Here is a 24,283-nt window from a genome sequence, read left to right on the forward strand (position 1 = left end):
TTTGCTATTATAAATTGAAACGTACCACAAAGAAAGATTTCTCACCTCTTCTTTTACAAAATACGTTTACAAAGAAAGAGAAGGTACCCCATTACGAGGTACCTCTTCTTATTTTAAAATATTTGCAATATATGTTTGAAGTTCTTCTACTTTTACTTCTTCAGACTCACCTGTAGCACGTACTTTCACTTCTACAATACCTTCGTCTGCTTTTTTACCAACTGTAACACGAACTGGAAGACCAAATAAATCTGCATCTGCAAATTTAACACCTGCACGTTCTGCACGATCGTCTAATAACACTTCATAGCCTTGTTCTTGTAATGAGTTGTAGATATTTTCACCCATTTCACGTTGTGCATCCGATTTCATATTTACTGGAATTACATGCACATGGAACGGTGCTACAGCTTTTGGCCAAACTAAGCCGTTCTCATCGTTAAACTGCTCTGCAATTGCTGCCACTGTACGAGATACCCCGATACCGTAACAACCCATAATAAGTGGTTGTGTTTTTCCGTTTTCATCCAGGAATGTTGCGTTCATTGCTTCACTATAACGAGTTCCTAATTTGAATACATGACCAACTTCAATTCCGCGTGCAAAAAGAATTGTTCCGTTTCCATCTGGAGATTGGTCTCCTTCTTGGATGAAGCGTAAATCTGTATATTGACTTACTTTAAAGTCACGTTCTGGATTTACATTTACATAATGGAATCCTTCTTCATTCGCTCCTGAACATCCGTTAACAATTGATGCTACAGCATGATCAGCAATAATTTCGATATCACCTGTTACATTAATCGGTCCTAATGAACCAACTTCACAATTTAATAATGCTTTTACTTCTTCATGAGAAGCAAGCTCAACAACTGAAGCGCCGTATACATTTTTCACTTTCACATCGTTTACTTCGTGATCACCACGAACAAGTACCACTACTAATTTCTCATCTACTTTAAACACCATAGACTTAATGCACTTGTCAGCTGCAATGTTTAAGAATGCGGATACTTCTTCAATTGCTTTTTGGTCTGGTGTTGCTACTTTTTCAAGTGCTTTTTCTGCTTCGTCACTCTTCGTATACGTAGCTACAACAGGAGCCATTTCGATGTTTGCTGCATAATCAGATGTGTCAGAGTATGCAATTGTATCTTCACCAACATCAGATAATACCATAAATTCATGTGTATCTTTTCCGCCCATTGCTCCAGAATCAGCAATAACTGCACGGAAATTCAAGCCACAGCGAGCAAAAATGTTAGAGTATGCTTTATATAAACGATCGTATACTTCATCTAAGCTCTCTTGTGTAGCATGGAAAGAGTATGCATCTTTCATTAGAAACTCTCTTCCACGTAATAAGCCGAAACGAGGTCTTTGCTCATCACGAAATTTTGTTTGAATTTGGTATAATGTTAACGGTAATTTTTTATATGATTTCACTTCATCACGCACAAGATCCGTAATTACTTCCTCATGTGTCGCTCCTAATGCGAATTCACGAGCATTACGATCTTTCATACGCATTAATTCAGATCCGTAAGAATACCAACGACCTGATTCTTGCCATAATTCCGCAGCTTGCATAGCTGGCATTAATAATTCTACAGCTCCTGCGCGCTCCATTTCTTCTCGAACGATACGTTCTACTTTGTGTAATACTTTTAATCCAAATGGTAGAAAGCTATAAATACCAGAAGCATTTTGACGCATAAAACCTGCACGAAGTAATAGCTGATGACTCTTAATTTCAGCATCAGCTGGAACTTCACGTAATGTAGGACTGAATACCATACTTTGTTTCATTTATTTGCACCTCTTCATTTTACTCTTACACGCAGTAAAACCCCTCACCTCGAGTTAGGTGAGGGATTTTATTCTACGAGCTCTATTTCATTATAAGTTTCACTTTATTTTACAAGAAAAACTTACGAATGTCATTCCAAGTTACAACTAACATAAGTAACATTAATAATGCAAAACCAATAAAGTGAACCATTCCTTCTTTTTGGCGATCAATTGGTTTCCCTCGTAACGCTTCAATTAAGAAGAAGAATAAACGGCCACCATCTAAAGCAGGAACTGGTAATAAATTAAATAAACCAAGATTAATGCTTAGAACTGCAGCTAAACTTAGTACACGCGTAAACCCATAATCTACAACTTGATCTGTTAGATTATAAATTCCTACTGGACCTGATAACTCATTAATAGAAAATTGACCAGTTACTAATTTAACAAGAGATTCAAAAATTAGTTTCGTCCATTGGTACGTTTGTTCAAATCCTGATTTAATAGAACCCATTACTGTTTTCTCTACAGGAGAATACACACCGATTCTACCAACTTCGTCTTTTCCTTCTTTATCGAGTGTTGGCGTTACTTTCACATTAAACTGTTCATTATCACGCTTTACTTGTAACGTAATTTCTTTATTTGGGTTTTCACGTACAATAGTAACAACATCTTTCCATGTACTTGTGTTTTTCCCATCAATAGCTTGAATTGTATCATTCTCTTTCAATCCAGCTTGCTGTGCTGCACTGTTATCCATCACTTTTCCGACCATTGGTTTGTCAATAGGAACCCCTTGTACAAATCCAAGAATCACAAAAATAACAAATGCTAAAATGAAGTTCATTGCAGGACCCGCAAAGATTGTTAAAGCGCGTTGCCCTAGTTTTTTCGAGCCAAATTGTCTATTATACGGAGCAATTTGAATTTCTTCCCCCGCAGTAATAATACGAGCCTTTTCATTCACTCGGAATGTTTGAAGCTCTTCCTCGTACTCTTCATAGCCCGAAATTGTTAAATTATGCTCCAAATCAGCTTGTTCGACTTCAATAACACGAACATTTGGATACTTTTCATATCCATCAAAAACTAATTTCACAACTTCGTCTTTTTCATTTAATACAAGGCCAACCTTTTTCCCAGGCTTTAACTCAACTGTGTCCGCATCCTCGCCGGCCATTCTTACATAGCCACCAAGGGGCAGTAATCGAATCGTATACACCGTTTCATTCTTTTCAAATGAGAATATTTTCGGACCAAAACCAATCGCAAACTCGCGGCATAAAATACCTGCTCTTTTTGCGAAATATAGATGCCCTAGCTCATGGAAAAATACGAGTGCACCGAAAATTAATATAAAGGCAATCGCTGTATTCAATTCCATAACCACCTTTGCTAAATTTGTTCCATCACAAACCGTCTTGTGGCCGCATCAATTTCCAAAATTTCCTCTAAGCTCGGTCGTGCAATGACATTGTGATGGTTCATTGCTTTTTCAATGAGGTCTTCCACTGTTAAGAAACCAATTCTCTTTTGTAAAAAGGCTTCAACAGCTACTTCATTCGCTGCGTTCATTACAGCTGGCATACTTCCACCTGCTTTTCCAGCTTCATACGCAAAACGTAAACAACGGAATCGTTCTTGGTCCATTTTCTCAAAATGCAACGTCCCTATTTCCCATAAGTTTAACTGTTTTGTGTCTGAAAGAGGCAATCTATCAGGATATGTAAGTGCGTATTGAATTGGTACTCGCATATCAGGTGAACCAAGCTGCGCCATTACACTACGATCTTCAAATTCAACCATAGAATGGATAATACTTTCTTTATGTAAAACAACATCGATTTGCTCATAAGGGATACCAAAAAGCCAATGTGCTTCAATTACTTCTAGTCCCTTATTCATCATTGTAGCAGAATCAATTGTAATTTTCGAACCCATTGACCAGTTTGGATGTCGAAGCGCATCTTCTACGGTCACATGATGCAATTCATCCCTCGTTTTATCACGGAAACTTCCACCAGAAGCCGTTATAATAAGACGAGAAATTCTTTTTTCATTTTCACCATTCAAGCACTGAAAAATAGCCGAATGTTCACTATCTACTGGAAGTAACGAAACATTATGTTTTCGTGCTGCTTCCATTACAAGATGTCCTGCAGTTACTAACGTTTCTTTATTTGCAATTCCAATTGTTTTTTTCGCCTCAATTGCACGAAGTGTTGGTAACAACCCTACGCTACCTACAACAGCATTTACTACAATCTCCGCATCTGGATGTAATGCTACTTCTAAAAGTCCTTCACTACCATATACAATTTTTGTATTACCAGAAACAGATTGTAATTTTAAAACATCTTCCTCTCTTTGCACAGAGACGATTTGCGGAGAAAATTCTTGAATTACCTTTACTGCGTAGTCAATATTTTTCCCTACAGAAAAAGCAACGAGACGGAATTGGTCTGGGTGCGAGCGTAATACATCTAAAGTTTGTGTACCAATTGATCCGCTTGCACCTAATAAACTAATGTTTTTCATGACTCCAACCCCTCGTTCATTTATTAATTGTATTGTAATAAGAAGTAGAGAATTGGTAAAACGAATAACCAACTATCTGTTCGGTCTAATATACCACCATGCCCAGGTAAAATTGTACCTGAATCCTTTACGCCATAATGACGTTTAAAAGCAGATTGTACTAAATCACCAATTTGTCCAAAAATAGAAATGATAATTGTCAGCACAATTAAAATTACTACATTCGATTCGACTGGGAAGAACACGTTGTAAACAAGTGCCACAATAATTCCACAAACGATACCGCCTAATGAACCTTCAATCGTTTTATTCGGACTAATTTCTGGCCACAATTTTCTCTTGCCCAATGCTTTTCCTACGAAATATGCGCCTGAATCAGTAGCCCATATAACAAATAATGCGCAAAATACATATTTAATTCCTAATATTCTCGTTTCATTTAAATATAAGAATCCCATTGCCACATATGTCGTTGCCATCAGTAAAAATGAAGCATTATCAAAAGTAAATGTATTCTTAGAAAGGACTGTATATGATAAAAGTAATAAAACAATCACAAATGTGATTTCCAATTTACCTAATCCAATCCATGTAAACAGTTCTGATGCACTACTTGGAATTAAAAGAATCCACAATAATACTGCAGCTAAAACTGTCGGTACTGAAATAAGCGTAAGCTTATTCATACGAATTAATTCATATAAACCTATAGAAGCAAGTGCATACACTAAAACCGTAAAAGGCACGCCACCGTATATTACGATGGGAATGAATAGCGCGGCAGCAACCACTCCAGTAATAATTCTCTGTTTCACTACCAAACCCTCTCTTTCTACACGCCTCCGAATCTGCGCCCTCTATGTTGAAAGTCAGTAATCGCATTTAGCAAATGTTCTTCTTTGAAGTCTGGCCAATACACGTCTGTAAACCAAAACTCCGAATATGCAATTTGCCATAACATGAAATTACTAATACGTAGCTCTCCGCTTGTTCGGATTAACAACTCTGGATCAGGTAAAGAACTCGTCATTAAGTAGGAGGAAAGCATTTCTTCACTTACCTCTTCAGAACGAATTTTTCCTTCCTCATTATCTTTCATCATATGTTGCACAGCAGAAACGATTTCATCTCGACTTCCATAGTTTAACGCGAAATTAAGAATTAATCCCGTATTCTCTTTCGTATCTTCCATGGCTTTCTCCATCGCTCTGCGTGTATGCGTAGGAAGACGATCTTTTTGCCCTATTACTCGGACTTGTACGTTTTCTTCAATCAATTCTGGTAAAAATGTACCTAGAAATTCTTCTGGAAGCTTCATTAAATAATCAACTTCCTTTTTCGGTCTTTTCCAGTTCTCAGTTGAAAAAGCATAGAGAGTTAACACTTTCACATTAAGTTTACTTGCAAATTTTGTAATTTTCTTTACAACTTGCATACCTTCATGATGTCCCGCAATACGAGGCATTGCTCTCCTCTTTGCCCATCTTCCATTCCCATCCATAATGATGGCAATATGTTCTGGGATATATCCTTTTTTCACTTCTTCAACGAGATGATCAAACGATGTGTCCTTTTTACCTTTAAAAAAAGGAAAGTTTTTAAACATCATTCATACCCTCCAGCAAGCAGACGTATGCCTAAAAGTGTAAAAAGACCCCCTTAAGAAGAGGGTCATATTTGCGAAGTTATCGCTATTACACTTCCATGATTTCTTTTTCTTTGTTTTTTGCGATTTCGTCAACTTTTGCAATATATTTATCTGTTTCTTTTTGGATATCTTCAGTATATCCTCTTAAATCATCTTCTGTAATCTCGCCAGCTTTTTCAAGCTTCTTAAGATCATCATTTCCGTCACGACGTACGTTACGAACAGCAACTTTTGCTTCTTCAGCATATTTTTTCACAACTTTTACAAGATCACGACGACGCTCTTCTGTTAGTGCAGGGAATGCAATACGAATTACAGTTCCATCATTAGAAGGGTTTAAGCCTAAATCTGCTTTTAAAATTGCTTTTTCAATATCACCGATAGAAGTTTTATCATAAGGTTGAATTACTAGTAAACGCGCTTCTGGAACTGTAATGTTCGCTAATTGCACAACTGGTGTTGGTGCACCATAGTAATCAACTTGTACCTTATCTAATACAGACGCGTTTGCACGACCAGCACGAACTGTTGCTAATTCACGAGAATAAGCAGCAACTGCTTTTTCCATTTTTTCATTTGAAGACTTCAATACTTGTTGTCCCATATTTATTTCCCCCTTACCACTGTTCCGATATTTTCGCCTAAAACGGCACGTTTAATATTACCTTTTTCCATAACTGAGAATACAATTAGTGGAATATCATTATCCATACATAGAGAAGAAGCTGTAGAATCCATTACACCTAAACCTTCTTTTAATACATCTAAGTAAGTAAGCGTTTCGTATTTTGTAGCTGTTGGATCAATAGATGGATCCGCATTATATACACCATCTACATTGTTTTTCGCCATTAAAATTACATCTGCTTCAATTTCTGCCGCACGTAATGCTGCTGTTGTATCTGTAGAGAAGTATGGGTTACCTGTACCTGCTGCAAAGATAACAACACGTTTTTTCTCTAAGTGACGAACTGCTTTACGACGAATGTAAGGTTCTGCAACTTGACGCATCTCAATTGAAGTTTGTACACGAGTTTGAATTCCGATATTCTCCAAGCTATCTTGAAGAGCTAATGAATTCATAACTGTCGCTAACATGCCCATGTAATCTGCCCCTGCACGATCCATGCCCATTTCACTTCCAATTTTTCCACGCCAAATGTTACCGCCACCAACAACAACAGCAACCTCTACATCAAGTTCTGCAATTTCTTTTACTTGTTCCGCAACTGACTTAATAACAGTTGGGTTAATTCCAAATCCTTGCTCTCCAGCTAAAGCTTCTCCACTTAGCTTTAAAACGACACGATTATATTTCGGTTTACTCATAATGAACCTCCAATTGCTTACATCTTTATTTTAAAAAAGGGAACACAATGTGTTCCCTAATCTGTATTAGTTACTACCTTTTACTTGGTTCATTACTTCTTCAGCAAAGTTGTCTTCGCGTTTTTCGATACCTTCACCAACAGCGTAGCGAACGAATCCTTTTAATGTTCCGCCTTTAGACTCAACGAACTGACGAACTTTCATATCAGGGTTTTTAACGAATGCTTGGTCAAGTAAGCAAATCTCTTCGAAGAATTTGCCTAGACGGCCTTCAACCATTTTCGCAACGATTTTCTCAGGCTTGCCTTCGTTTAATGCTTGTTGTGTTAATACTTGACGCTCATGCTCAACTTCTTCAGCTGTTACAGCATCGCGGTCGATGTATTTAGGGTTAACTGCAGCGATGTGCATTGCAACATCTTTAGCAGCAGCTTCATCAGTAGAACCTTCAAGAACTGTTAATACACCAATGCGTCCACCCATGTGTAGGTAAGCACCGAATGCATCTGCATCAGTTTTTGATACGATTTCGAAACGACGAAGTGTAAGTTTTTCACCAATTTTAGCGATTGCTTCGTTGATGTGCTCTTCAACTTTTTTACCGTTTTCCATTGTTTGAGCCATAGCTTCTTCAACGTTAGCTGGTTTGTTAGTTAATAAGTGAGCAGCTAATTCTTTAATTAGTGTTTGGAAACCTTCGTTTTTCGCAACGAAATCAGTTTCAGAGTTTAATTCTAAGATTAAAGCGTCGTTACCGTTTGTTTCGATGAAAGTTAAACCTTCAGCAGCAATGCGGTCTGCTTTTTTAGCAGCTTTCGCAATACCTTTTTCACGTAAGAAGTCAATTGCCTTCTCCATGTCGCCATTAGTTTCTGTTAAAGCTTTTTTGCAGTCCATCATACCTGCGCCAGTTTTTTCACGTAATTCTTTTACCATTTGAGCAGTGATTGCCATACTTTTCATCCTCCTAAAATATGTATTTATACCTTTTATAAAGGTGTTTATACCTTAAAAAAGGTGATAAAAGGCCGAACCCCTTATCACCTTTCCAACTTTGTTACGCAGTAACAGTTTCTTCACCTTGTTTTGCTTCAAGGATCGCGTCTGCCATTTTAGATGTAAGAAGTTTTACAGCACGAATTGCATCATCGTTTGCTGGGATAACGTGATCGATTTCGTCTGGATCACAGTTTGTATCAACGATACCGATGATTGGAATGTGTAATTTGCGTGCTTCAGCAACTGCAATACGCTCTTTACGAGGGTCTACTACGAATAATGCACTTGGAAGACCTTTCATATCTTTAATACCGCCTAAGAATTTCTCAAGACGCTCTAACTCTTTTTTAAGTTGAACAACTTCTTTCTTAGGAAGTACTTCGAAAGTACCATCTTCTTGCATTCTTTCGATGTCTTTAAGACGCTTGATACGCTTTTGGATTGTTTGGAAGTTTGTTAAAGTTCCACCTAACCAACGTTGGTTAACGAAGTACATACCAGCACGAGTTGCTTCTTCTTTAATAGCTTCTTGTGCTTGTTTTTTAGTACCTACGAATAAGATGTCTCCGCCTTCAGCAGCGATGTCGCGCATCGTTCTGTAAGCTTCCTCAACTTTTTTCACAGTTTTTTGTAAGTCGATGATGTAGATACCGTTACGCTCTGTGAAAATGTAACGCTTCATTTTTGGGTTCCAACGACGAGTTTGATGTCCGAAATGAACACCAGCTTCAAGCAATTGCTTCATAGAAATTACTGACATAATATAGTTCCTCCTAAATGGTTTTTGATATCCTCCGTTTACTTCATCTCTAAGCGAAACTACAAACGTAGCACCAACACTTAAATCAGTAAACGTGTGTACTTTGTACTGACACCACTGCTTACTATATCATACTGAAATATTACAATCAAGTCGAAAATGCGAACAATGTAAAACTTTCTTTGTTCATACTCGAATTCTAGTATTACCAACCTTCTTTTCTTTTAAGCAAAAAAGTAAATACAATTAATAGTTTTCCCAGAAAACACGCTTATGACACTTTTCACAAGCATCTTCTATCCATTGCACAAAAAAACTCTCCTCAATTGAGGAGAGTTTTTTATAAATTAGTTTGTTTTTAATTTAGCAAGTTCTTGTAGAAACTTGTCGTTTAGCACTTTAATGTATGTTCCTTTCATACCTAAAGAGCGAGACTCAATAACACCAGCACTTTCTAATTTACGTAGTGCATTTACGATTACAGAGCGAGTAATTCCTACGCGATCAGCAATTTTACTTGCAACAAGTAAACCTTCTGTTCCATTTAATTCTTCGAAGATATGCTCAATTGCTTCTAACTCACTGTAAGATAATGAGCTGATTGCCATTTGAACAACAGCTTTACTACGCGCTTCCTCTTCGATTTCTTCTGCTTTTTCACGTAAGATTTCCATACCTACAACAGTTGAGCTGTACTCAGCAAGGATTAAATCATCATCTAAGAACTCTTGACCAAGACGAGCTAATACTAATGTACCTAGACGCTCACCGCCACCAACGATTGGTACGATTGTAGTTAAACCTTGACCGAATAATTCTCTGTTTTCTACTGGGAATGCTGTGTAAGCACTGTTCACATCTAAGTTTGAAGATGTTTCTGTAATGTTGAATAAGCTTTGTGTATATTCTTCTGGGAATTGACGTTCTGCAAGCATTTGCTTCATGCGTTCGTTTTCGATTTGTTGGTGAATTGCATAACCTAGTAATTTACCACGACGGCTAACTACGAATACGTTTGCTTCGATTACTTCACACATTGTGTCAGACATTTCTCTAAAGTTTACAGGCTTCCCTGCTGCGCTCTGTAATAACGCATTTAATTTTCTCGTTTTTGCTAATAATTCCATTTCAAAAGTTCCTCCTACATGTTACTCACATATTTTTTCATCACTTGGAAACTAGGGCGAGTCACCTGATGACACTATTACAAAATAAACTGGCTCACATCTTTATTTTTAGCAATTGTTGCTAATTTCTCCTCAACGTATTGAGGTGTTATCGTTATTTTCTCTAACGTAATTTCAGATGCTTCAAACGATAAATCTTCAAGGAGCTTCTCCATAATCGTATGAAGTCTTCTTGCTCCAATATTATCTGTATCCTGATTAACTTGATAAGCAATCTCAGCAATCTTACGAATAGCTTCGTCTGAAAATTCAATTTCTATACCTTCAGTCGCTAATAATGCCATATATTGTTTAATTAACGCATTGTCAGGCTCGATTAATATTTTAACAAAATCGTCTGTCGATAATTTTGTTAATTCTACTCGAATCGGAAATCTCCCTTGCAATTCCGGAATTAAATCCGACGGTTTAGACATATGGAACGCTCCAGCTGCAACGAATAAAATATAATCCGTTTTTACTGATCCGTATTTTGTCGCAACATTCGACCCTTCTACAATTGGCAGAATGTCACGTTGCACACCTTCACGTGATACATCTACGCTATTCGACTGCTTACCAGCAATTTTGTCAATTTCATCGATAAAAATAATCCCGAGCTGTTCAGCACGATAAACAGCCTCTTGTGTAACTTCATCCATATCAATTAAGCGCTGTGCCTCTTCATTTGTCAAGAGTTTTCTTGCTTCTTTTACAGAAAGTTTACGTTTTTTCGTTTTTTTCGGCATAAAACTTCCTAGCGCATCTTGGAAATTCATTCCCATTTGTTCCATGCCAGTTCCTTGTAACATATCAAACATGGAAGACTGTTGTTCAGTCACTTCAATCGATACAATTTCTTCTTCAAGAAGCCCTGCAGCAAGCTTTCTCTCCACATCTTGACGTTTCTTTTCGATTTCAACATCTTCTTGTGTATCAGACGTTTGATTCGAATTTTGAGCGCCTCCAAAAAGCATCTCTAATGGATTTTTGAATCCAGATTGCTTCTCCGGACTCGGCACTAAAATTTCAACAAGACGTTGATTCGCTTGCTCTTCTGCTTTATCTTGAACTTTCACTACCATTTCTTCTTTTACGATACGAACCGATGTTTCCACCAAGTCACGTACCATCGACTCTACATCTCTACCCACATATCCAACTTCTGTGAATTTTGTAGCCTCAACCTTAATAAAAGGTGCTCCAACGAGTTTCGCCATTCGTCGTGCTACCTCTGTTTTCCCAACACCTGTCGGTCCAATCATTAAAATATTTTTAGGCGCAATTTCGTCACGTAAATTTTCAGCTAATTTACTGCGGCGATATCGATTTCTCAACGCTACAGCAACCGCTTTCTTTGCGTCTTTTTGACCGATGATGTATTGATCTAATTTTTCCACAATTTGGCGCGGAGTAAAATGTAAATGCATATAAAATGCCTCCCTTACGATTCTACAATTCTTCAACAATTATGTTGTGATTCGTATAAACACAAATATCGCCAGCAATCTCTAAACTCGCTTTCGCAATTTGCTTCGCTGTTAAGTGTTCACTTGCATATTGCTTTAAAGCACGACCTGCAGAAAGTGCATAATTCCCACCAGATCCAATTGCTAAAATACCATCATCCGGTTCAATCACTTCTCCTGTACCTGAAACAAGGAGCATAGTTGTTTTATCCATGACAATGAGCATCGCTTCTAGCTGACGTAACATTTTATCGCCACGCCATTGTTTTGCCATTTCAACAGCAGCACGCTGCAAGTTGCCATTATACTCTTCTAATTTCCCTTCAAACATTTCAAAAAGAGTAAATGCGTCAGCAACTGATCCTGCGAAACCAGCTAAAACTTTACCTTGGAAAAGTTTACGAACTTTACGAGCTGTATGTTTCATTACAACAGCATTTCCCATTGTCACTTGGCCATCTCCAGCCATTGCACATTCTCCATTATGATGAACTGCAAATATCGTTGTAGCGTGGAAATTTCCCATAGAAAAAACTCCTTTATTTGTTTTTATAGCTTTTAAAGCAATTTATGCCCGCGGGTGATGCTTCATGTAAACAGAACGCAATCTTTCTTTAGAGACATGCGTATAAATTTGTGTCGTCGACAAATTTTCATGGCCTAATAGCTCCTGTACAGTACGTAAATCCGCCCCTTCATCTAGCATATGTGTAGCAAATGTATGCCTTAACATATGGGGACTTATCCGCATTGTCAGCGAAGCCTTTTTAATGAGTTCATTTAAAACATAACGAACCCCACGACTTGTTAGCGGTGTACCTTTCGCATTTAAAAATACCATATGAGAATCTTCGTCAGTCTTATTAACTAACTGTTTTCTCCCATTCTCTATATAAGTAATTAAAGAATCTTGCGCATAGCTTCCGAACGGAATATACCTTTGTTTTTTTCCTTTTCCCATTACTAAAATTGTTCCCACCGCAAAGTCAATATCGGTAAGTTGTAAATTGACACATTCACTCACACGGACCCCAGTCGCATACATCAACTCTAATAAAGCTTGATTCCTTTGACCTAATGGCGTTTCCGTGTCAGAAACTTCAAATAATTCCTCTAACTCTTCAGCATATAAAAACTTTGGGATTGACAATTCTTTTTTGGGGAGTGACGCAAGTGCAAACGGATTATCCTTTCGATAACCTTCACGCATCAAAAAACGATATAAACTTCGTAAGCTTGATACTTTTCTTGCGACAGATTTACGGGCTAACTTTTCATCGTGCAACGTCGTTAAGTACAAACGAACATCCGCGTATGTAACGTCTAAAAAAGAGGATATGCCTTCTCGTTCCATAAATTGCACAAAATGTTCTAAATCATTTTGATAACTTGCAATTGTATATTTTGAATAATTTCTTTCAATTTGTAAATATCCAACGAATAATTGTAACAATTTCTTCACATTCACACAACTCACCTCAATAAAGGCTACTAAATCGTATCACAACTTAGTAGCCTTTGCAAGAAATTTAACTAAATATTTACAAAATTTCGAATCGTTTCTAAAGCGCGTGCTGCGTACGCTTCATTTCGTTCTACTTTCTTTTTAATCTTCTTCTCTAACGGTGCAAATAGACCGAAGTTCGCATTCATCGGCTGGAAGTTTTTAGCGTTCGTTGCCGTAATGTAATTTGCCATGCTACCCATCGCAGTTACTGGCGGTAATACAACTGGCTCTTCACCTTGCACAAGACGCGCAGCATTAATTCCTGCTAATAATCCTGATGCTGCTGATTCAACATATCCCTCTACTCCAGTCATTTGACCAGCGAAGAATAAATCATCACGTTGTTTATATTGATATGTTGGACGAAGCAAATTAGGTGAATTAATAAACGTATTACGATGCATTACACCATAACGTACAATCTCTGCATTTTCTAATCCCGGAATTAACTGTAGCACTTCTTTTTGCGGTCCCCACTTTAAATGAGTTTGGAAACCTACGATATTGTATAAAGTTCCCGCTGCATCATCTTGACGTAACTGAACAACAGCATATGGCGTTTTCCCTGTTTTGGGATCTTCCAATCCAACAGGTTTCATAGGTCCAAATACTAACGTCTGTCTCCCTCTACTTGCCATAACTTCTACTGGCATACAACCTTCAAAGAAAATTTCTTTTTCAAACTCTTTTAAAGGCACTGTCTCAGCAGCAATTAGAGCCTCATAAAAACGATCGAACTCTTCTTCTGTCATTGGGCAATTTAAATATGCAGCTTCACCTTTGTCATAACGCGATTTTAAATACACTTTATTCATGTCAATGCTGTCTTTTTCTACGATTGGGGCTGCAGCATCATAGAAGTAGAAATAATCTTCTCCTGTTAATTCTTTCAATTTTGCAGAAAGATCAGGAGATGTTAATGGACCTGTAGCAATAATTGTCGGTCCCTCTGGAATATCTGTAATTTCTTCATTCATTACAGTTACATTTGGATGGTTCTTTACGTATTCTGTTACTTTAGCTGCGAACTCATGACGATCTACAGCTAAAGCACCTCCAGCTGGTACAGAGCACTCATCCGCCGCACGAATAATTACAGAATCCATTAAGCGCATTTCCTCTTTAATAACTCCAACTGCATTTGTTAAAGTGTTTGCACGAAGTGAGTTACTACATACTAATTCAGCGAATTTATCTGTGTGATGAGCTGGCGTTTGCCTTACCGGTCTCATTTCATATAATCTAACTTGGACACCACGTTTTGCAATTTGGTAAGCTGCTTCACTTCCTGCAAGACCTGCGCCAATGACGTTTACTACTTGTGTTGTCATTTATATCACCTTTCCTTTTCTTCCCGAAAAAAATGTGAGCAGTTACGCTCACATTTGTTGTTCTTCTTCATAATCGCACGAAATACATTGTACTTGCACGCCTTTTTTCAACTTTTTCTCTACAAGCATGCCTTCGCACTTCGGACACTTACGACCAATTGGCTTATCCCAAGATACAAAGTCGCATTCCGGATACGTACCGCACCCATAGAAAAGACGTTTCTTTTTATTACTACGGCGTTCAATAATTTGACCCTTATCACACTTTGGACAAGTAACACCGATTTCTTTCACAATCGGCTTTGTATTACGACAATCTGGGAAATTCGAGCAAGCCATAAATTTCCCGTATTTACCCATTTTAAAGACCATTGGGTGATTACATAATTCACAATCTTCCCCAGCTGGTTCATCTTTAATTTCCACTTCACGCATTTCTTTTTCCGCTTTTTCTAAACGCGGTTCAAAACCTACGTAGAAATCATCAACAATTTTTACCCAATTCGCATTTCCTTCTTCTACTTCATCAAGGCTTTGCTCCATATTGGCAGTAAATTCAATATTAATAATTTCTGGGAAAAACTCTAAAATAAGTTCAATTACTATTTCACCAAGTTCAGTCGGAACGAAGCGTTTATTATCCAAACCTACATACCCACGCTTTTGAATTGTTTCAAGTGTAGGTACATATGTTGACGGTCTTCCAATTCCAAGTTCTTCAAGTGTTCTTACTAGACGAGCCTCTGTATAGCGCGGAGGAGGTTGTGTAAAATGTTGCTTTGGTTCTAAATCCTTTGAAAATACAGTTTCCCCTACTTCTAAAGGTGGCAACATCTTATCCTTTTCTTCAGCACCATCATCTTTTGACTCTACATACACTTTCATAAATCCTGGGAACTTTACAACCGATCCACTTGCACGGAACTGAACATTGTTATTAATGAGTCTCGCTGTCACAGTATCCATTATAGCAGACGCCATTTGACTTGCAACAAATCGCTCCCAAATCAATTTATATAATCGAAGTTGATCACGACCTAAGAAACTTTTTAGTTCCTCTGGCTTTCTCATTACTGAAGTAGGACGAATTGCCTCATGCGCATCTTGTGCATTTGACTTTTTCGTTTCTTTCTTCTTTTCTGTTCCTATGTATTCCGTACCATACGCTTCAGTGATGTAAGTACGAGCCTCTGTTTGAGCTGTTTCTGAGATACGTGTTGAATCAGTTCTCATATACGTAATAAGACCTACAGTTCCTTGTTTTCCAAGATCTATCCCTTCATACAATTGCTGTGCAAGCATCATTGTTTTCTTTGCTCGCATGTTTAACTTACGTGCTGCTTCTTGTTGCAAGGAAGATGTTGTAAACGGTAATGCAGGATTACGTTTTCGCTCTTTGCGCGTTACATTTTCAACTGAAAACGCATTGTCTTTCATCTGTTCAATTATTTCATTCACTTGCGTTTCATTTGTTAATTGAACTTTTTCACCATCTACACCGTAAAAGCTTGCTTCAAATGTGTCTTTTCCTTTTACAAATTCTGTTTTAATTGTCCAGAATTCTTCAGGTTCAAAGTTTTGAATTTCCCTTTCACGCTCGATGATTAAACGAACTGCTACAGATTGTACACGTCCTGCACTTAATCCTTTTTTTACTTTCTTCCATAATAAAGGACTAATATTGTAACCAACAAGACGATCAAGTATACGTCTTGCTTGTTGTGCATCCACTAAATCCATATTAATTGCACGAGGATGTTTAAATGATTCTTTGATTGCATCTTTCGTAATCTCATTAAACACAACCCGACAATCTGATTCAACGTCCACATTTAACGTATTCGCTAAATGCCAAGCAATCGCTTCCCCTTCACGGTCTGGATCGGCCGCGAGATAGACTTTCTTTGCTTTTTTCGCCGCTGATTTTAAATCTTTTAAGACGGGACCTTTACCACGAATGGTAATATACTTCGGGGTGAAGTTGTTCTTTACTTCTATCCCCATTTGACTTTTTGGCAAATCGCGAACATGTCCCATAGACGCGACAACTTTGTATTTTTTCCCTAAATATTTCTCAATGGTCTTCGCCTTAGAAGGCGACTCCACGATTACGAGGTAATCTGACATGCTAGTGCCTCCTTAAGAGGTGGATTCAAGTCTTCATTAATCTTATTGATTTCTCTTGTTTTTGTCAATCAAGAATGAATATACCATACAGTGCCAATCTACCATTTGTCAATAATTGTTTAATAAAAACATAAAAATATAAGGTTAATTTAAAATCTCTTCCAAGATATCTTCTGCATTTCTTACTAGTTTTGCTCCTTGCTGAATAAGATGATTCGTTCCCGATGCCCCCTCTACAAATATAGGTCCAGGAAGCGCAAACACCTCTCTATTTTGCTCTAACGCAAGGTCTGCAGTAATAAGTGTTCCACTTCTCGATTTCGCTTCTACAACTAAAACACCTTTACTTATACCACTAATAATCCGGTTCCTTTTTGGAAAATACCATTTTTTCGGTGCATATTGCGGCGGATACTCTGTCAATAACAATATATATTCCTTCCACATTTCATATAAATGTCTATTTTCTTTCGGATACATAAAAGACAATCCATGCCCTAATATCGCAATAGTCGGGCAATGATGCCTTACTGTAATCTCATGAGACATTGTATCTATCCCTTTTGCAAACCCACTGACAATAAGCCACTCTCTTTCTAATAAAGGGTGTAAAATAAACTTCAAACTCTCATGACCATATAATGATGGTTCTCTCGTTCCAACAACTGCTAATTTATTTACTTTATTCAGGAAATCTTTCTCTCCTTTTCCATATAAAACGAAGGGAGGGTCTTGTATTTCACGTAATAATTGCGGGTAATCTTCATCCCATATCGTTATATAAAAAATACGATTTCTCTCTAAATAAGATATATATTGCGGAAGATTTGAATTTTGAAGAAATTTTACTAGTTCTGAAGATTTTTTCGAGGATATTCCAGTGTAGTGTTCCATTTGTTTTTCGTTAAAATTATATATGTTCTTTAATTCTGGATCGACATATAGTAGCCTCTCCATCGCTTTCCAATAATCTGCTAGCAAGTAATGAACATGTAATAATCTCTCTCTTTTCATCTTGATTCTCCTTACCCATAATTTTTATTATGTAAACAGAAAAAAGTGTAAAAAGACACCCTCAAGTAAGAAGGTGTCTTTCAACAGATTAATAGTTTTTACAAGTCTCAAATAAACCTTTTTCTTTTAAAACAGAGATTAGCGTTTCTCCCATAACTGCTGGAGTTTCAGCTACTTTAATGCCACAAGCTTCCATTGTTTTAATCTTTTCAGCAGCAGTTCCTTTACCGCCAGAAATGATTGCACCAGCATGGCCCATACGTTTGCCAGCAGGCGCTGTTTGACCACCAATGAAGCCTACGACAGGTTTTGTCATATTAGCTTTTACCCATTCAGCTGCCTCTTCTTCTGCTGTACCGCCGATTTCACCAATCATAATTACAGCATGTGTTTCTTCATCTTCATTAAATGCTTTTAACGCATCAATAAAGTCTGTACCGTTAACAGGGTCTCCGCCGATACCTACAGCAGTAGATTGGCCAATACCTTCTTGTGTTAACTGATGTACAGCTTCATAAGTTAATGTACCAGAGCGAGATACGATACCAACATGACCTTTTTTATGAATATATCCTGGCATAATACCAATCTTACATTCATCTGGTGTGATTACACCTGGGCAGTTTGGTCCAAGTAAACGTGTATGTTTACCCGCCATATATCTCTTTACGTTTACCATATCTAATACAGGAATCCCTTCAGTAATACATACTACTAAATCAATTTCTGCATCAACAGCTTCCATAATTGCATCTGCCGCAAAAGCGGGTGGAACGTATACAACTGAAGCGTTTGCGCCTGTTGCTTTCACTGCATCTTCTACTGTATCAAATACTGGTACACCTTCAATATCAGTGCCGCCCTTACCTGGTGTTACACCACCGACAATTTTCGTACCGTATTCAATCATTTGTTTTGTATGGAATAAACCTTGAGAACCTGTAATACCTTGAACAATAACTTTTGTATCTTTATTAACTAATACGCTCATTTTTCTCCCCCGCTTTCTATTAGCCCACTAGTGAAACAATTTTTTGTGCACCGTCTGCCATAGATTCTGCTGCAACAATATTTAAGCCAGACTCATTTAAAATTTTCTTACCTAGTTCTACGTTTGTGCCTTCAAGACGTACAACTAAAGGTAACTCAAGACCTACTTGTTTCGTTGCTTCAATAACACCTTCTGCAATAACATCACACTTCATAATGCCACCAAAAATGTTAACGAAGATACCTTTTACATTTTTGTCAGAAAGGATAATTTTGAATGCTTCTGTAACTTTTTCTGCAGTTGCACCGCCACCAACATCTAAGAAGTTAGCTGGGTCACCGTGGTAATGTTTAATGATATCCATTGTAGCCATCGCTAAACCTGCACCATTAACCATACAACCGATATTTCCATCTAAAGGAATGTAGTTTAAGTCGTATTTTGAAGCTTCAATTTCTTTTGAATCCTCTTCATCAAGATCACGAAGCTCTAAAATGTCTTTATGGCGATATAACGCATTAGAATCAAAGTTTAATTTTGCATCTAATGCCATAACTTTACCTTCGCCTGTTGTAACAAGTGGGTTAATCTCAGCGATAGAGCAATCTTTTTCGATAAACGCACGATATAAGCCCATCATAAACTTCACAGCTTGTCCTACAAGCTCTTTTGGAATATTGATGTTAAATGCAATTCGGCGCGCTTGGAAACCTTGCAAGCCTACTGCTGGATCAATATATTCTTTAAAGATTTTTTCAGGTGTTTTTTCTGCTACTTCTTCAATTTCTGTTCCGCCTTCTTCAGACGCCATTAAAACAACTTGAGAAGTTGCACGATCTAAAACTAGACCTACATAATATTCTTTTTTAATATCGCAACCTTCTTCGATAAGTAAGCGTTTTACTTCCTTACCTTCAGGACCTGTTTGATGTGTCACAAGTGTAGTTCCTAAAATGCTTTCTGCATATGTACGAACTTCATCTAAATTTTTCGCAACTTTTACTCCGCCAGCTTTGCCGCGTCCACCAGCGTGAATTTGTGCTTTCACTACACATACATCTGTTCCTAATTCTTTCGCTGCTTCTACAGCTTCTTCTACTGTAAACGCAACCTTCCCGTTCGGAACGCTAACCCCATAGCTTCTAAGGACTGCCTTACCTTGGTACTCATGGATATTCATGGTCCCATCCTCCCCTGTTTTCCTGTTTTACTCGAAAAGTTTTTTAATGTTTAAAAAACATTACATTGCCATTGTATAAGATGATTGGCACGCTGTCTACAATAAAGTGTCAGAAAACTGAAATCGCTTTATTCTTTTTCAAAAATAGTAATGTTTATATGCCAAAATAAAAAAATAAGCTGTATATTTACAGCTTATTTTTGAATCATATCTTTAATTGGTGCGAATGACTTGCGGTGTTCATCTAGTACTCCATGCACTTCAATTGCCTCTAAATGTTGCTTTGTGCCATATCCCATATGTTGCTCAAATCCATATTCAGGATACTTCTCTCCCAGTTCTTTCATCATACGATCTCTCGTTACTTTTGCTATAATGGATGCTGCTGAAATCGAAACACTTTTCGCATCACCTTTAATAATTGATGTTTGCGGAATTGGTGTAGGAAGCTTCATCGCATCAATTAATAAATGTTGAGGTGTACAAGATAAATTTGCAACTGCATCTAACATCGCTTGTTTCGTTGCTTGGTAAATATTAATGTCATCAATAACTTGCGGTGATACAATTCCTACTCCAATTGCAATTGCTTGTACTTTTATTTCATCATAAAAACGCTCACGTTTCGCTTCACTCAACTTTTTCGAGTCATTTAACCCTGGAATATAAAAATCCTCAGGAAGAACGACAGCTGCCGTCACAACAGGCCCAGCCAATGGCCCGCGCCCTACTTCATCAATACCCGCGATATATGTGACCCCTTTTTCACGCAAAGCATTTTCATACTTGGACATTTCAAAAAACTTCTCTTTTTCTTTCTGTTCTAACTCTTTTTGTTTATACCACTTCAAAACGAGCTTTTGAACACCTTTTCGATCATCTTTCATTAACAGCTGAAAGCGATCATCTTCTTCATTCATAATTTCTTTCAATACATTTTCCGCTTCTTTTATCGTCATAGTTTGCATTTATACAAGCTCCTTTTTAAACATATCCAAAAAGAAAAGACGCACAAACGCACGTCTTATACTTCTTCTATTTTTTCCACATCTTCCACTTGCTCTCCAAACTCTTCCGGTGTTTCAAACGTCATTTTTCCAAGTTTGCCACCACGAAGCTCACGAAGCACAAGCTCAGATGTCTTATCATAATCAATCATTCCGCCGCCCATTAAGCATCCTCTATTTTTTCCAATTGCATCGAATAATTCCACAATATCTTCTGGAATCTCATTTAAATTATAGCGTTCTTTCAAGCGTTCTGGATAATGTTTCTCCATAAAACGTAATGCGTAAACAGCTACATCTTGTAAATTTAAAATTGAATCTTTAATTGCACCCGTTGTCGCTAAACGAAGACCCACTAATTGATCTTCAAATTTAGGCCACAGAATACCTGGTGTATCTAACAATTCCATTTCCTTCCCAACTTTAATCCATTGTTGAGCTGTTGTCACACCTGGACGATCTCCTGTTTTAGCAATATTTTTCTTTGCCAATTTATTAATCAATGTAGATTTACCAACATTTGGTATGCCTACAATTAATGCACGAATCGCTCTCGGTCTAATACCTTTTGCAACCATTTTATCAAATTTTTCTTTAACAAGCACTTTACAAGCTGCTGCAATTTCCTTCATACCTTGTCCAGCTTGCGCGTTAATCGAAATTGCCATATGGCCTTTTTCTTTAAAATATGCGATCCATTGTTTTGTTAAACGATCATCCGCCATATCCGCTTTATTTAAAACAACAAGCCTTGGCTTATGTGTAATGATTTCATCAATCATTGGGTTTCGAGATGATAATGGTAATCGAGCATCTACAAGTTCAATTACAACATCAATTAATTTTAATTTCTCCGTTACTTGGCGTCTAGCCTTCGCCATATGCCCTGGAAACCATTGAATTACCATGTTGCCACCTTCTTTTTCATTTATTTCACAATACGTGCGTCTTCTAACGGCCAATATAACATATTAGCTTTACCAATTACTTGATCCATTGAAATCGTACCGATTGAACGGCTATCTTTACTAAAACGACGATTATCACCTAAAACAAATAATTGATCTTTTGGAACGGTTTTCTTGCCTGTCATTTCTTCAAGATTAAAATCATATGTAAGCGGTCCGTCAGCAATTTGCTTTTTCTGCTTGTCTAAATACGGCTCCTCATAAGCCTTTCCGTTAACATACAGTTTATCATTACGATACTCTATTTCATCGCCTGGCAGGCCTATAATGCGCTTAATGTAATCTTTATCTTCTGTTGCTCGAAATACGATAATATCAAAGCGTTTTGGATCTCCAATGTGATAACCAATTTTATTCACAATCATTCGATCACGATCATGTAAAGTAGGTGCCATCGATACCCCGTCTACGAGAATTGGCGCAAAGAAAAACTGTCTAATAACACCAGCTAATACAACAGCAATCAAAATTGCCTTAATCCATTCCCAAAGTGAACTCTTCTCTTTTTTCATGCATTTCCCCTCCACGGTTATGTAAACTGCTCGTATTATACCAAAATTTCATATAGATTGGAAAAAGGGAGCTTGTGCATTTACAAGCTCCCATACATGTCTTATCGAATTTCTTTAATACGTGCTTTTTTACCGCGAAGGTTACGTAAGTAGTATAACTTAGCACGACGTACTTTACCACGGCGAAGTACTTCGATTTTCGCGATTCTTGGCGTGTGAACTGGGAATGTACGCTCAACACCTACACCGTAAGAAATCTTACGAACTGTGAATGTTTCACTGATTCCGCCACCACGACGTTTAATTACAACACCTTCGAAAAGCTGAATTCTTTCACGAGTTCCCTCAACAACTTTTACGTGTACACGTAAAGTGTCACCAGGACGGAATGAAGGAAGGTCAGTTTTTAATTGGCCTTTTGTAATTTCTGCGATTAATTGTTGCATATTAAATTCTCTCCTTTAAACAGATGCTCTTATAAAGTCTTAATAAATTACAGCGGAACATCGTTAATACGGCTACTGATTTCAGTAGCACAAATGTTATAATAGCATATTACTAGGCCTGTTGCAATAGCAAATATATGAAGTTATTACTGCTCTCGCTTTATTTCCTCAAGCCATTTTTTCTCTTGTTTAGATAACTCTCTCTCATCTAACAAATCCGGTCTACGCGTATACGTTCGACGCAAAGATTCCTTATGTCGCCATTCATCAATGTTTTTATGATTCCCTGACATTAATACATCCGGTACCTTCATACCACGAAAATCAGCCGGACGTGTATAATGAGGATGCTCTAATAAACCTGTACTAAACGAATCCTCTACTTGTGAAGCATGATTTCCTAGCACACCTGGCAAGAGACGTACAACACTATCAGTAATAACCATAGAGGCTAATTCTCCGCCCGTTAATACATAGTCACCAATAGAAATCTCATCCGTTACGAGATGCTCACGAATTCGTTCGTCATACCCTTCATAATGCCCACATACGAAGATCAAATGTTCTTCCCCTGCAAGCTCTTCCGCTTTCTTCTGCGTAAATCTTTCGCCCTGCGGACACATTAAGACAACTCTAGGCTTACGCTCTGTCTCTTTCGTCAAATCTTCTACAGCATCAAAAATAGGCTGAGGAGTAAGCACCATACCAGCTCCTCCGCCGTAAGGATAATCGTCTACACTATTATGCTTACTTGTTGTATAATCACGAAAGTTAACAACACGAAGGTTTACCGCTTCTTTTTCTTGTGCCTTCTTTAATATAGAAGATCCAAATACACCGGTAAACATGTCTGGGAACAACGTTAAAATATCAATTTTCATTATAGCAGCCCTTCCATTACATGAATGGTTACTAATTTATTTTCAATATTAACTTGAAGTACAACGTCATCGATATAAGGAATTAAGAGATCTTGACCCTTCGGGCGTTTAATTACCCAAACATCATTTGCACCAGGAGATAGAATCTCTTTGATTGTCCCTAGCGCTTCTCCTTCTTCCGTTACAACACTGCAACCAATAATTTCATGATAGTAGTATTCACCTTCAGCAAGTTCACCTAACTGCTCTTCTGGTACTTTTATTAAAGAACCTTTAAACTTCTCTACTTCATCTACATTGTTATATCCTTCAAATGTTAATAAATCGAATGTCTTATGTTGGCGATGAGAAGTTACCTTCACCGGAAGGTAGTCTGTGCCTTTCTCATTCGATATGTATAACGTGTTTCCTACTTTATATCGCTCTTCTGGAAAATCAGTACGAGAAATAACACGGATTTCTCCTCTTACGCCATGAGTATTTACAATTTTCCCTACGTTAAACCATTTTGTCATAAATAGTATGTCACCCCTGGTTTCTATATAAATTAAGCATCTCCATTTCACAGATGGAACATGCACTCTCTATTTAAATGTTAAAAAAGGGAGAGGAA

Annotated in this window: 24 protein-coding genes; all 24 read right to left on the minus strand. The window is 37.6% G+C overall.

The window, feature by feature from the left end; all coding sequences use genetic code 11:
- Nucleotides 1-108: 108 nt before the first annotated feature.
- Nucleotides 109-1,809 carry a proline--tRNA ligase gene (locus tag C3Y97_RS19295; protein WP_000814299.1) on the minus strand — a complete coding sequence of 567 codons (1,701 nt, stop codon included), beginning with the start codon at nt 1,807-1,809 and terminating at the stop codon, nt 109-111.
- Between the two features lie 109 nt (nt 1,810-1,918).
- Entirely contained in the window at nt 1,919-3,175 is a 1,257-nt protein-coding gene (gene rseP / locus C3Y97_RS19300) for an RIP metalloprotease RseP (RefSeq protein WP_001090243.1), read from the minus strand.
- A gap of 17 nt (nt 3,176-3,192) precedes the next feature.
- Entirely contained in the window at nt 3,193-4,335 is a 1,143-nt protein-coding gene (gene dxr / locus C3Y97_RS19305; RefSeq protein ID WP_000790373.1) for a 1-deoxy-D-xylulose-5-phosphate reductoisomerase, read from the minus strand.
- Between the two features lie 23 nt (nt 4,336-4,358).
- Nucleotides 4,359-5,150 carry a phosphatidate cytidylyltransferase gene (cdsA, locus tag C3Y97_RS19310; RefSeq protein ID WP_000813592.1) on the minus strand — a complete coding sequence of 264 codons (792 nt, stop codon included), beginning with the start codon at nt 5,148-5,150 and terminating at the stop codon, nt 4,359-4,361.
- Between the two features lie 17 nt (nt 5,151-5,167).
- Nucleotides 5,168-5,944, minus strand: coding sequence for an undecaprenyl pyrophosphate synthase (gene uppS / locus C3Y97_RS19315; RefSeq protein WP_000971296.1), 777 nt, complete (start codon nt 5,942-5,944; stop codon nt 5,168-5,170).
- An 85-nt stretch (nt 5,945-6,029) separates the two neighbouring features.
- Nucleotides 6,030-6,587: a ribosome recycling factor gene (gene frr / locus C3Y97_RS19320; RefSeq protein ID WP_000531501.1), complete on the minus strand. Its 558-nt coding sequence runs from the start codon at nt 6,585-6,587 to the stop codon at nt 6,030-6,032.
- Nucleotides 6,588-6,589: 2 nt separating this feature from the next.
- Nucleotides 6,590-7,312: a UMP kinase gene (pyrH, locus tag C3Y97_RS19325; protein WP_000042668.1), complete on the minus strand. Its 723-nt coding sequence runs from the start codon at nt 7,310-7,312 to the stop codon at nt 6,590-6,592.
- Between the two features lie 66 nt (nt 7,313-7,378).
- Nucleotides 7,379-8,266, minus strand: coding sequence for a translation elongation factor Ts (gene tsf / locus C3Y97_RS19330; protein ID WP_001018578.1), 888 nt, complete (start codon nt 8,264-8,266; stop codon nt 7,379-7,381).
- 103 nt (nt 8,267-8,369) lie between these two features.
- Nucleotides 8,370-9,071, minus strand: coding sequence for a 30S ribosomal protein S2 (gene rpsB, locus C3Y97_RS19335; protein ID WP_000111485.1), 702 nt, complete (start codon nt 9,069-9,071; stop codon nt 8,370-8,372).
- Between the two features lie 347 nt (nt 9,072-9,418).
- Nucleotides 9,419-10,198 carry a GTP-sensing pleiotropic transcriptional regulator CodY gene (gene codY / locus C3Y97_RS19340; protein ID WP_000421290.1) on the minus strand — a complete coding sequence of 260 codons (780 nt, stop codon included), beginning with the start codon at nt 10,196-10,198 and terminating at the stop codon, nt 9,419-9,421.
- A 77-nt stretch (nt 10,199-10,275) separates the two neighbouring features.
- Nucleotides 10,276-11,667, minus strand: coding sequence for an ATP-dependent protease ATPase subunit HslU (hslU, locus tag C3Y97_RS19345; RefSeq protein ID WP_000550078.1), 1,392 nt, complete (start codon nt 11,665-11,667; stop codon nt 10,276-10,278).
- A gap of 22 nt (nt 11,668-11,689) precedes the next feature.
- Nucleotides 11,690-12,232, minus strand: a complete 543-nt coding sequence (gene hslV, locus C3Y97_RS19350) for an ATP-dependent protease proteolytic subunit HslV (protein WP_000526272.1) — start codon at nt 12,230-12,232, stop codon at nt 11,690-11,692.
- Between the two features lie 42 nt (nt 12,233-12,274).
- The gene (gene xerC, locus C3Y97_RS19355) at nt 12,275-13,174 is read right to left on the minus strand and encodes a tyrosine recombinase XerC (protein WP_136363614.1); all 900 of its coding nucleotides are present in this window, start codon (nt 13,172-13,174) and stop codon (nt 12,275-12,277) included.
- A gap of 65 nt (nt 13,175-13,239) precedes the next feature.
- Nucleotides 13,240-14,544 carry an FADH(2)-oxidizing methylenetetrahydrofolate--tRNA-(uracil(54)-C(5))-methyltransferase TrmFO gene (gene trmFO, locus C3Y97_RS19360; protein WP_000213003.1) on the minus strand — a complete coding sequence of 435 codons (1,305 nt, stop codon included), beginning with the start codon at nt 14,542-14,544 and terminating at the stop codon, nt 13,240-13,242.
- Nucleotides 14,545-14,592: 48 nt separating this feature from the next.
- Nucleotides 14,593-16,671: a type I DNA topoisomerase gene (gene topA / locus C3Y97_RS19365; protein ID WP_001286963.1), complete on the minus strand. Its 2,079-nt coding sequence runs from the start codon at nt 16,669-16,671 to the stop codon at nt 14,593-14,595.
- 144 nt (nt 16,672-16,815) lie between these two features.
- A complete protein-coding gene (gene dprA, locus C3Y97_RS19370; RefSeq protein WP_071741405.1) occupies nt 16,816-17,685 on the minus strand; it encodes a DNA-processing protein DprA in 870 nt (289 codons plus the stop codon).
- Between the two features lie 88 nt (nt 17,686-17,773).
- Nucleotides 17,774-18,676 (minus strand): succinate--CoA ligase subunit alpha, encoded by a 903-nt coding sequence (sucD, locus tag C3Y97_RS19375; protein WP_000115178.1) that lies wholly within the window; start codon nt 18,674-18,676, stop codon nt 17,774-17,776.
- Between the two features lie 19 nt (nt 18,677-18,695).
- Nucleotides 18,696-19,856, minus strand: a complete 1,161-nt coding sequence (sucC, locus tag C3Y97_RS19380) for an ADP-forming succinate--CoA ligase subunit beta (RefSeq protein WP_001020791.1) — start codon at nt 19,854-19,856, stop codon at nt 18,696-18,698.
- A 194-nt stretch (nt 19,857-20,050) separates the two neighbouring features.
- Nucleotides 20,051-20,824: a ribonuclease HII gene (locus C3Y97_RS19385; protein WP_001194265.1), complete on the minus strand. Its 774-nt coding sequence runs from the start codon at nt 20,822-20,824 to the stop codon at nt 20,051-20,053.
- Nucleotides 20,825-20,880: 56 nt separating this feature from the next.
- Nucleotides 20,881-21,771, minus strand: a complete 891-nt coding sequence (gene ylqF, locus C3Y97_RS19390; protein ID WP_000236704.1) for a ribosome biogenesis GTPase YlqF — start codon at nt 21,769-21,771, stop codon at nt 20,881-20,883.
- Between the two features lie 20 nt (nt 21,772-21,791).
- Nucleotides 21,792-22,343 carry a signal peptidase I gene (gene lepB, locus C3Y97_RS19395; protein ID WP_000711853.1) on the minus strand — a complete coding sequence of 184 codons (552 nt, stop codon included), beginning with the start codon at nt 22,341-22,343 and terminating at the stop codon, nt 21,792-21,794.
- A 101-nt stretch (nt 22,344-22,444) separates the two neighbouring features.
- Nucleotides 22,445-22,789, minus strand: coding sequence for a 50S ribosomal protein L19 (gene rplS, locus C3Y97_RS19400; RefSeq protein ID WP_001186516.1), 345 nt, complete (start codon nt 22,787-22,789; stop codon nt 22,445-22,447).
- Nucleotides 22,790-22,935: 146 nt separating this feature from the next.
- Nucleotides 22,936-23,670: a tRNA (guanosine(37)-N1)-methyltransferase TrmD gene (trmD, locus tag C3Y97_RS19405; protein WP_000686903.1), complete on the minus strand. Its 735-nt coding sequence runs from the start codon at nt 23,668-23,670 to the stop codon at nt 22,936-22,938.
- Nucleotides 23,670-24,185, minus strand: coding sequence for a ribosome maturation factor RimM (gene rimM, locus C3Y97_RS19410; RefSeq protein ID WP_000170278.1), 516 nt, complete (start codon nt 24,183-24,185; stop codon nt 23,670-23,672). Before rimM ends, trmD begins: the two co-directional genes overlap by 1 nt.
- Between the last annotated feature and the right edge of the window lie 98 nt (nt 24,186-24,283).

This window comes from Bacillus sp. DU-106, assembly GCF_004799705.1.
GTDB classification, from domain to species: domain Bacteria; phylum Bacillota; class Bacilli; order Bacillales; family Bacillaceae_G; genus Bacillus_A; species Bacillus_A cereus.

Bases quoted from the DNA above. Each gene is read 5' to 3' on its own strand.
- C3Y97_RS19295 (WP_000814299.1), bottom strand. From the start codon at position 1,809: ATGAAACAAAGTATGGTATTCAGTCCTACATTACGTGAAGTTCCAGCT.
- dxr (WP_000790373.1), bottom strand. From the start codon at position 4,335: ATGAAAAACATTAGTTTATTAGGTGCAAGCGGATCAATTGGTACACAA.
- uppS (WP_000971296.1), bottom strand. From the start codon at position 5,944: ATGATGTTTAAAAACTTTCCTTTTTTTAAAGGTAAAAAGGACACATCG.
- frr (WP_000531501.1), bottom strand. From the start codon at position 6,587: ATGGGACAACAAGTATTGAAGTCTTCAAATGAAAAAATGGAAAAAGCA.
- pyrH (WP_000042668.1), bottom strand. From the start codon at position 7,312: ATGAGTAAACCGAAATATAATCGTGTCGTTTTAAAGCTAAGTGGAGAA.
- tsf (WP_001018578.1), bottom strand. From the start codon at position 8,266: ATGGCAATCACTGCTCAAATGGTAAAAGAATTACGTGAAAAAACTGGC.
- rpsB (WP_000111485.1), bottom strand. From the start codon at position 9,071: ATGTCAGTAATTTCTATGAAGCAATTGCTTGAAGCTGGTGTTCATTTC.
- codY (WP_000421290.1), bottom strand. From the start codon at position 10,198: ATGGAATTATTAGCAAAAACGAGAAAATTAAATGCGTTATTACAGAGC.
- hslU (WP_000550078.1), bottom strand. From the start codon at position 11,667: ATGCATTTACATTTTACTCCGCGCCAAATTGTGGAAAAATTAGATCAA.
- hslV (WP_000526272.1), bottom strand. From the start codon at position 12,232: ATGGGAAATTTCCACGCTACAACGATATTTGCAGTTCATCATAATGGA.
- trmFO (WP_000213003.1), bottom strand. From the start codon at position 14,544: ATGACAACACAAGTAGTAAACGTCATTGGCGCAGGTCTTGCAGGAAGT.
- topA (WP_001286963.1), bottom strand. From the start codon at position 16,671: ATGTCAGATTACCTCGTAATCGTGGAGTCGCCTTCTAAGGCGAAGACC.
- dprA (WP_071741405.1), bottom strand. From the start codon at position 17,685: ATGAAAAGAGAGAGATTATTACATGTTCATTACTTGCTAGCAGATTAT.
- sucD (WP_000115178.1), bottom strand. From the start codon at position 18,676: ATGAGCGTATTAGTTAATAAAGATACAAAAGTTATTGTTCAAGGTATT.
- sucC (WP_001020791.1), bottom strand. From the start codon at position 19,856: ATGAATATCCATGAGTACCAAGGTAAGGCAGTCCTTAGAAGCTATGGG.
- C3Y97_RS19385 (WP_001194265.1), bottom strand. From the start codon at position 20,824: ATGCAAACTATGACGATAAAAGAAGCGGAAAATGTATTGAAAGAAATT.
- ylqF (WP_000236704.1), bottom strand. From the start codon at position 21,771: ATGGTAATTCAATGGTTTCCAGGGCATATGGCGAAGGCTAGACGCCAA.
- lepB (WP_000711853.1), bottom strand. From the start codon at position 22,343: ATGAAAAAAGAGAAGAGTTCACTTTGGGAATGGATTAAGGCAATTTTG.
- rplS (WP_001186516.1), bottom strand. From the start codon at position 22,789: ATGCAACAATTAATCGCAGAAATTACAAAAGGCCAATTAAAAACTGAC.
- trmD (WP_000686903.1), bottom strand. From the start codon at position 23,670: ATGAAAATTGATATTTTAACGTTGTTCCCAGACATGTTTACCGGTGTA.
- rimM (WP_000170278.1), bottom strand. From the start codon at position 24,185: ATGACAAAATGGTTTAACGTAGGGAAAATTGTAAATACTCATGGCGTA.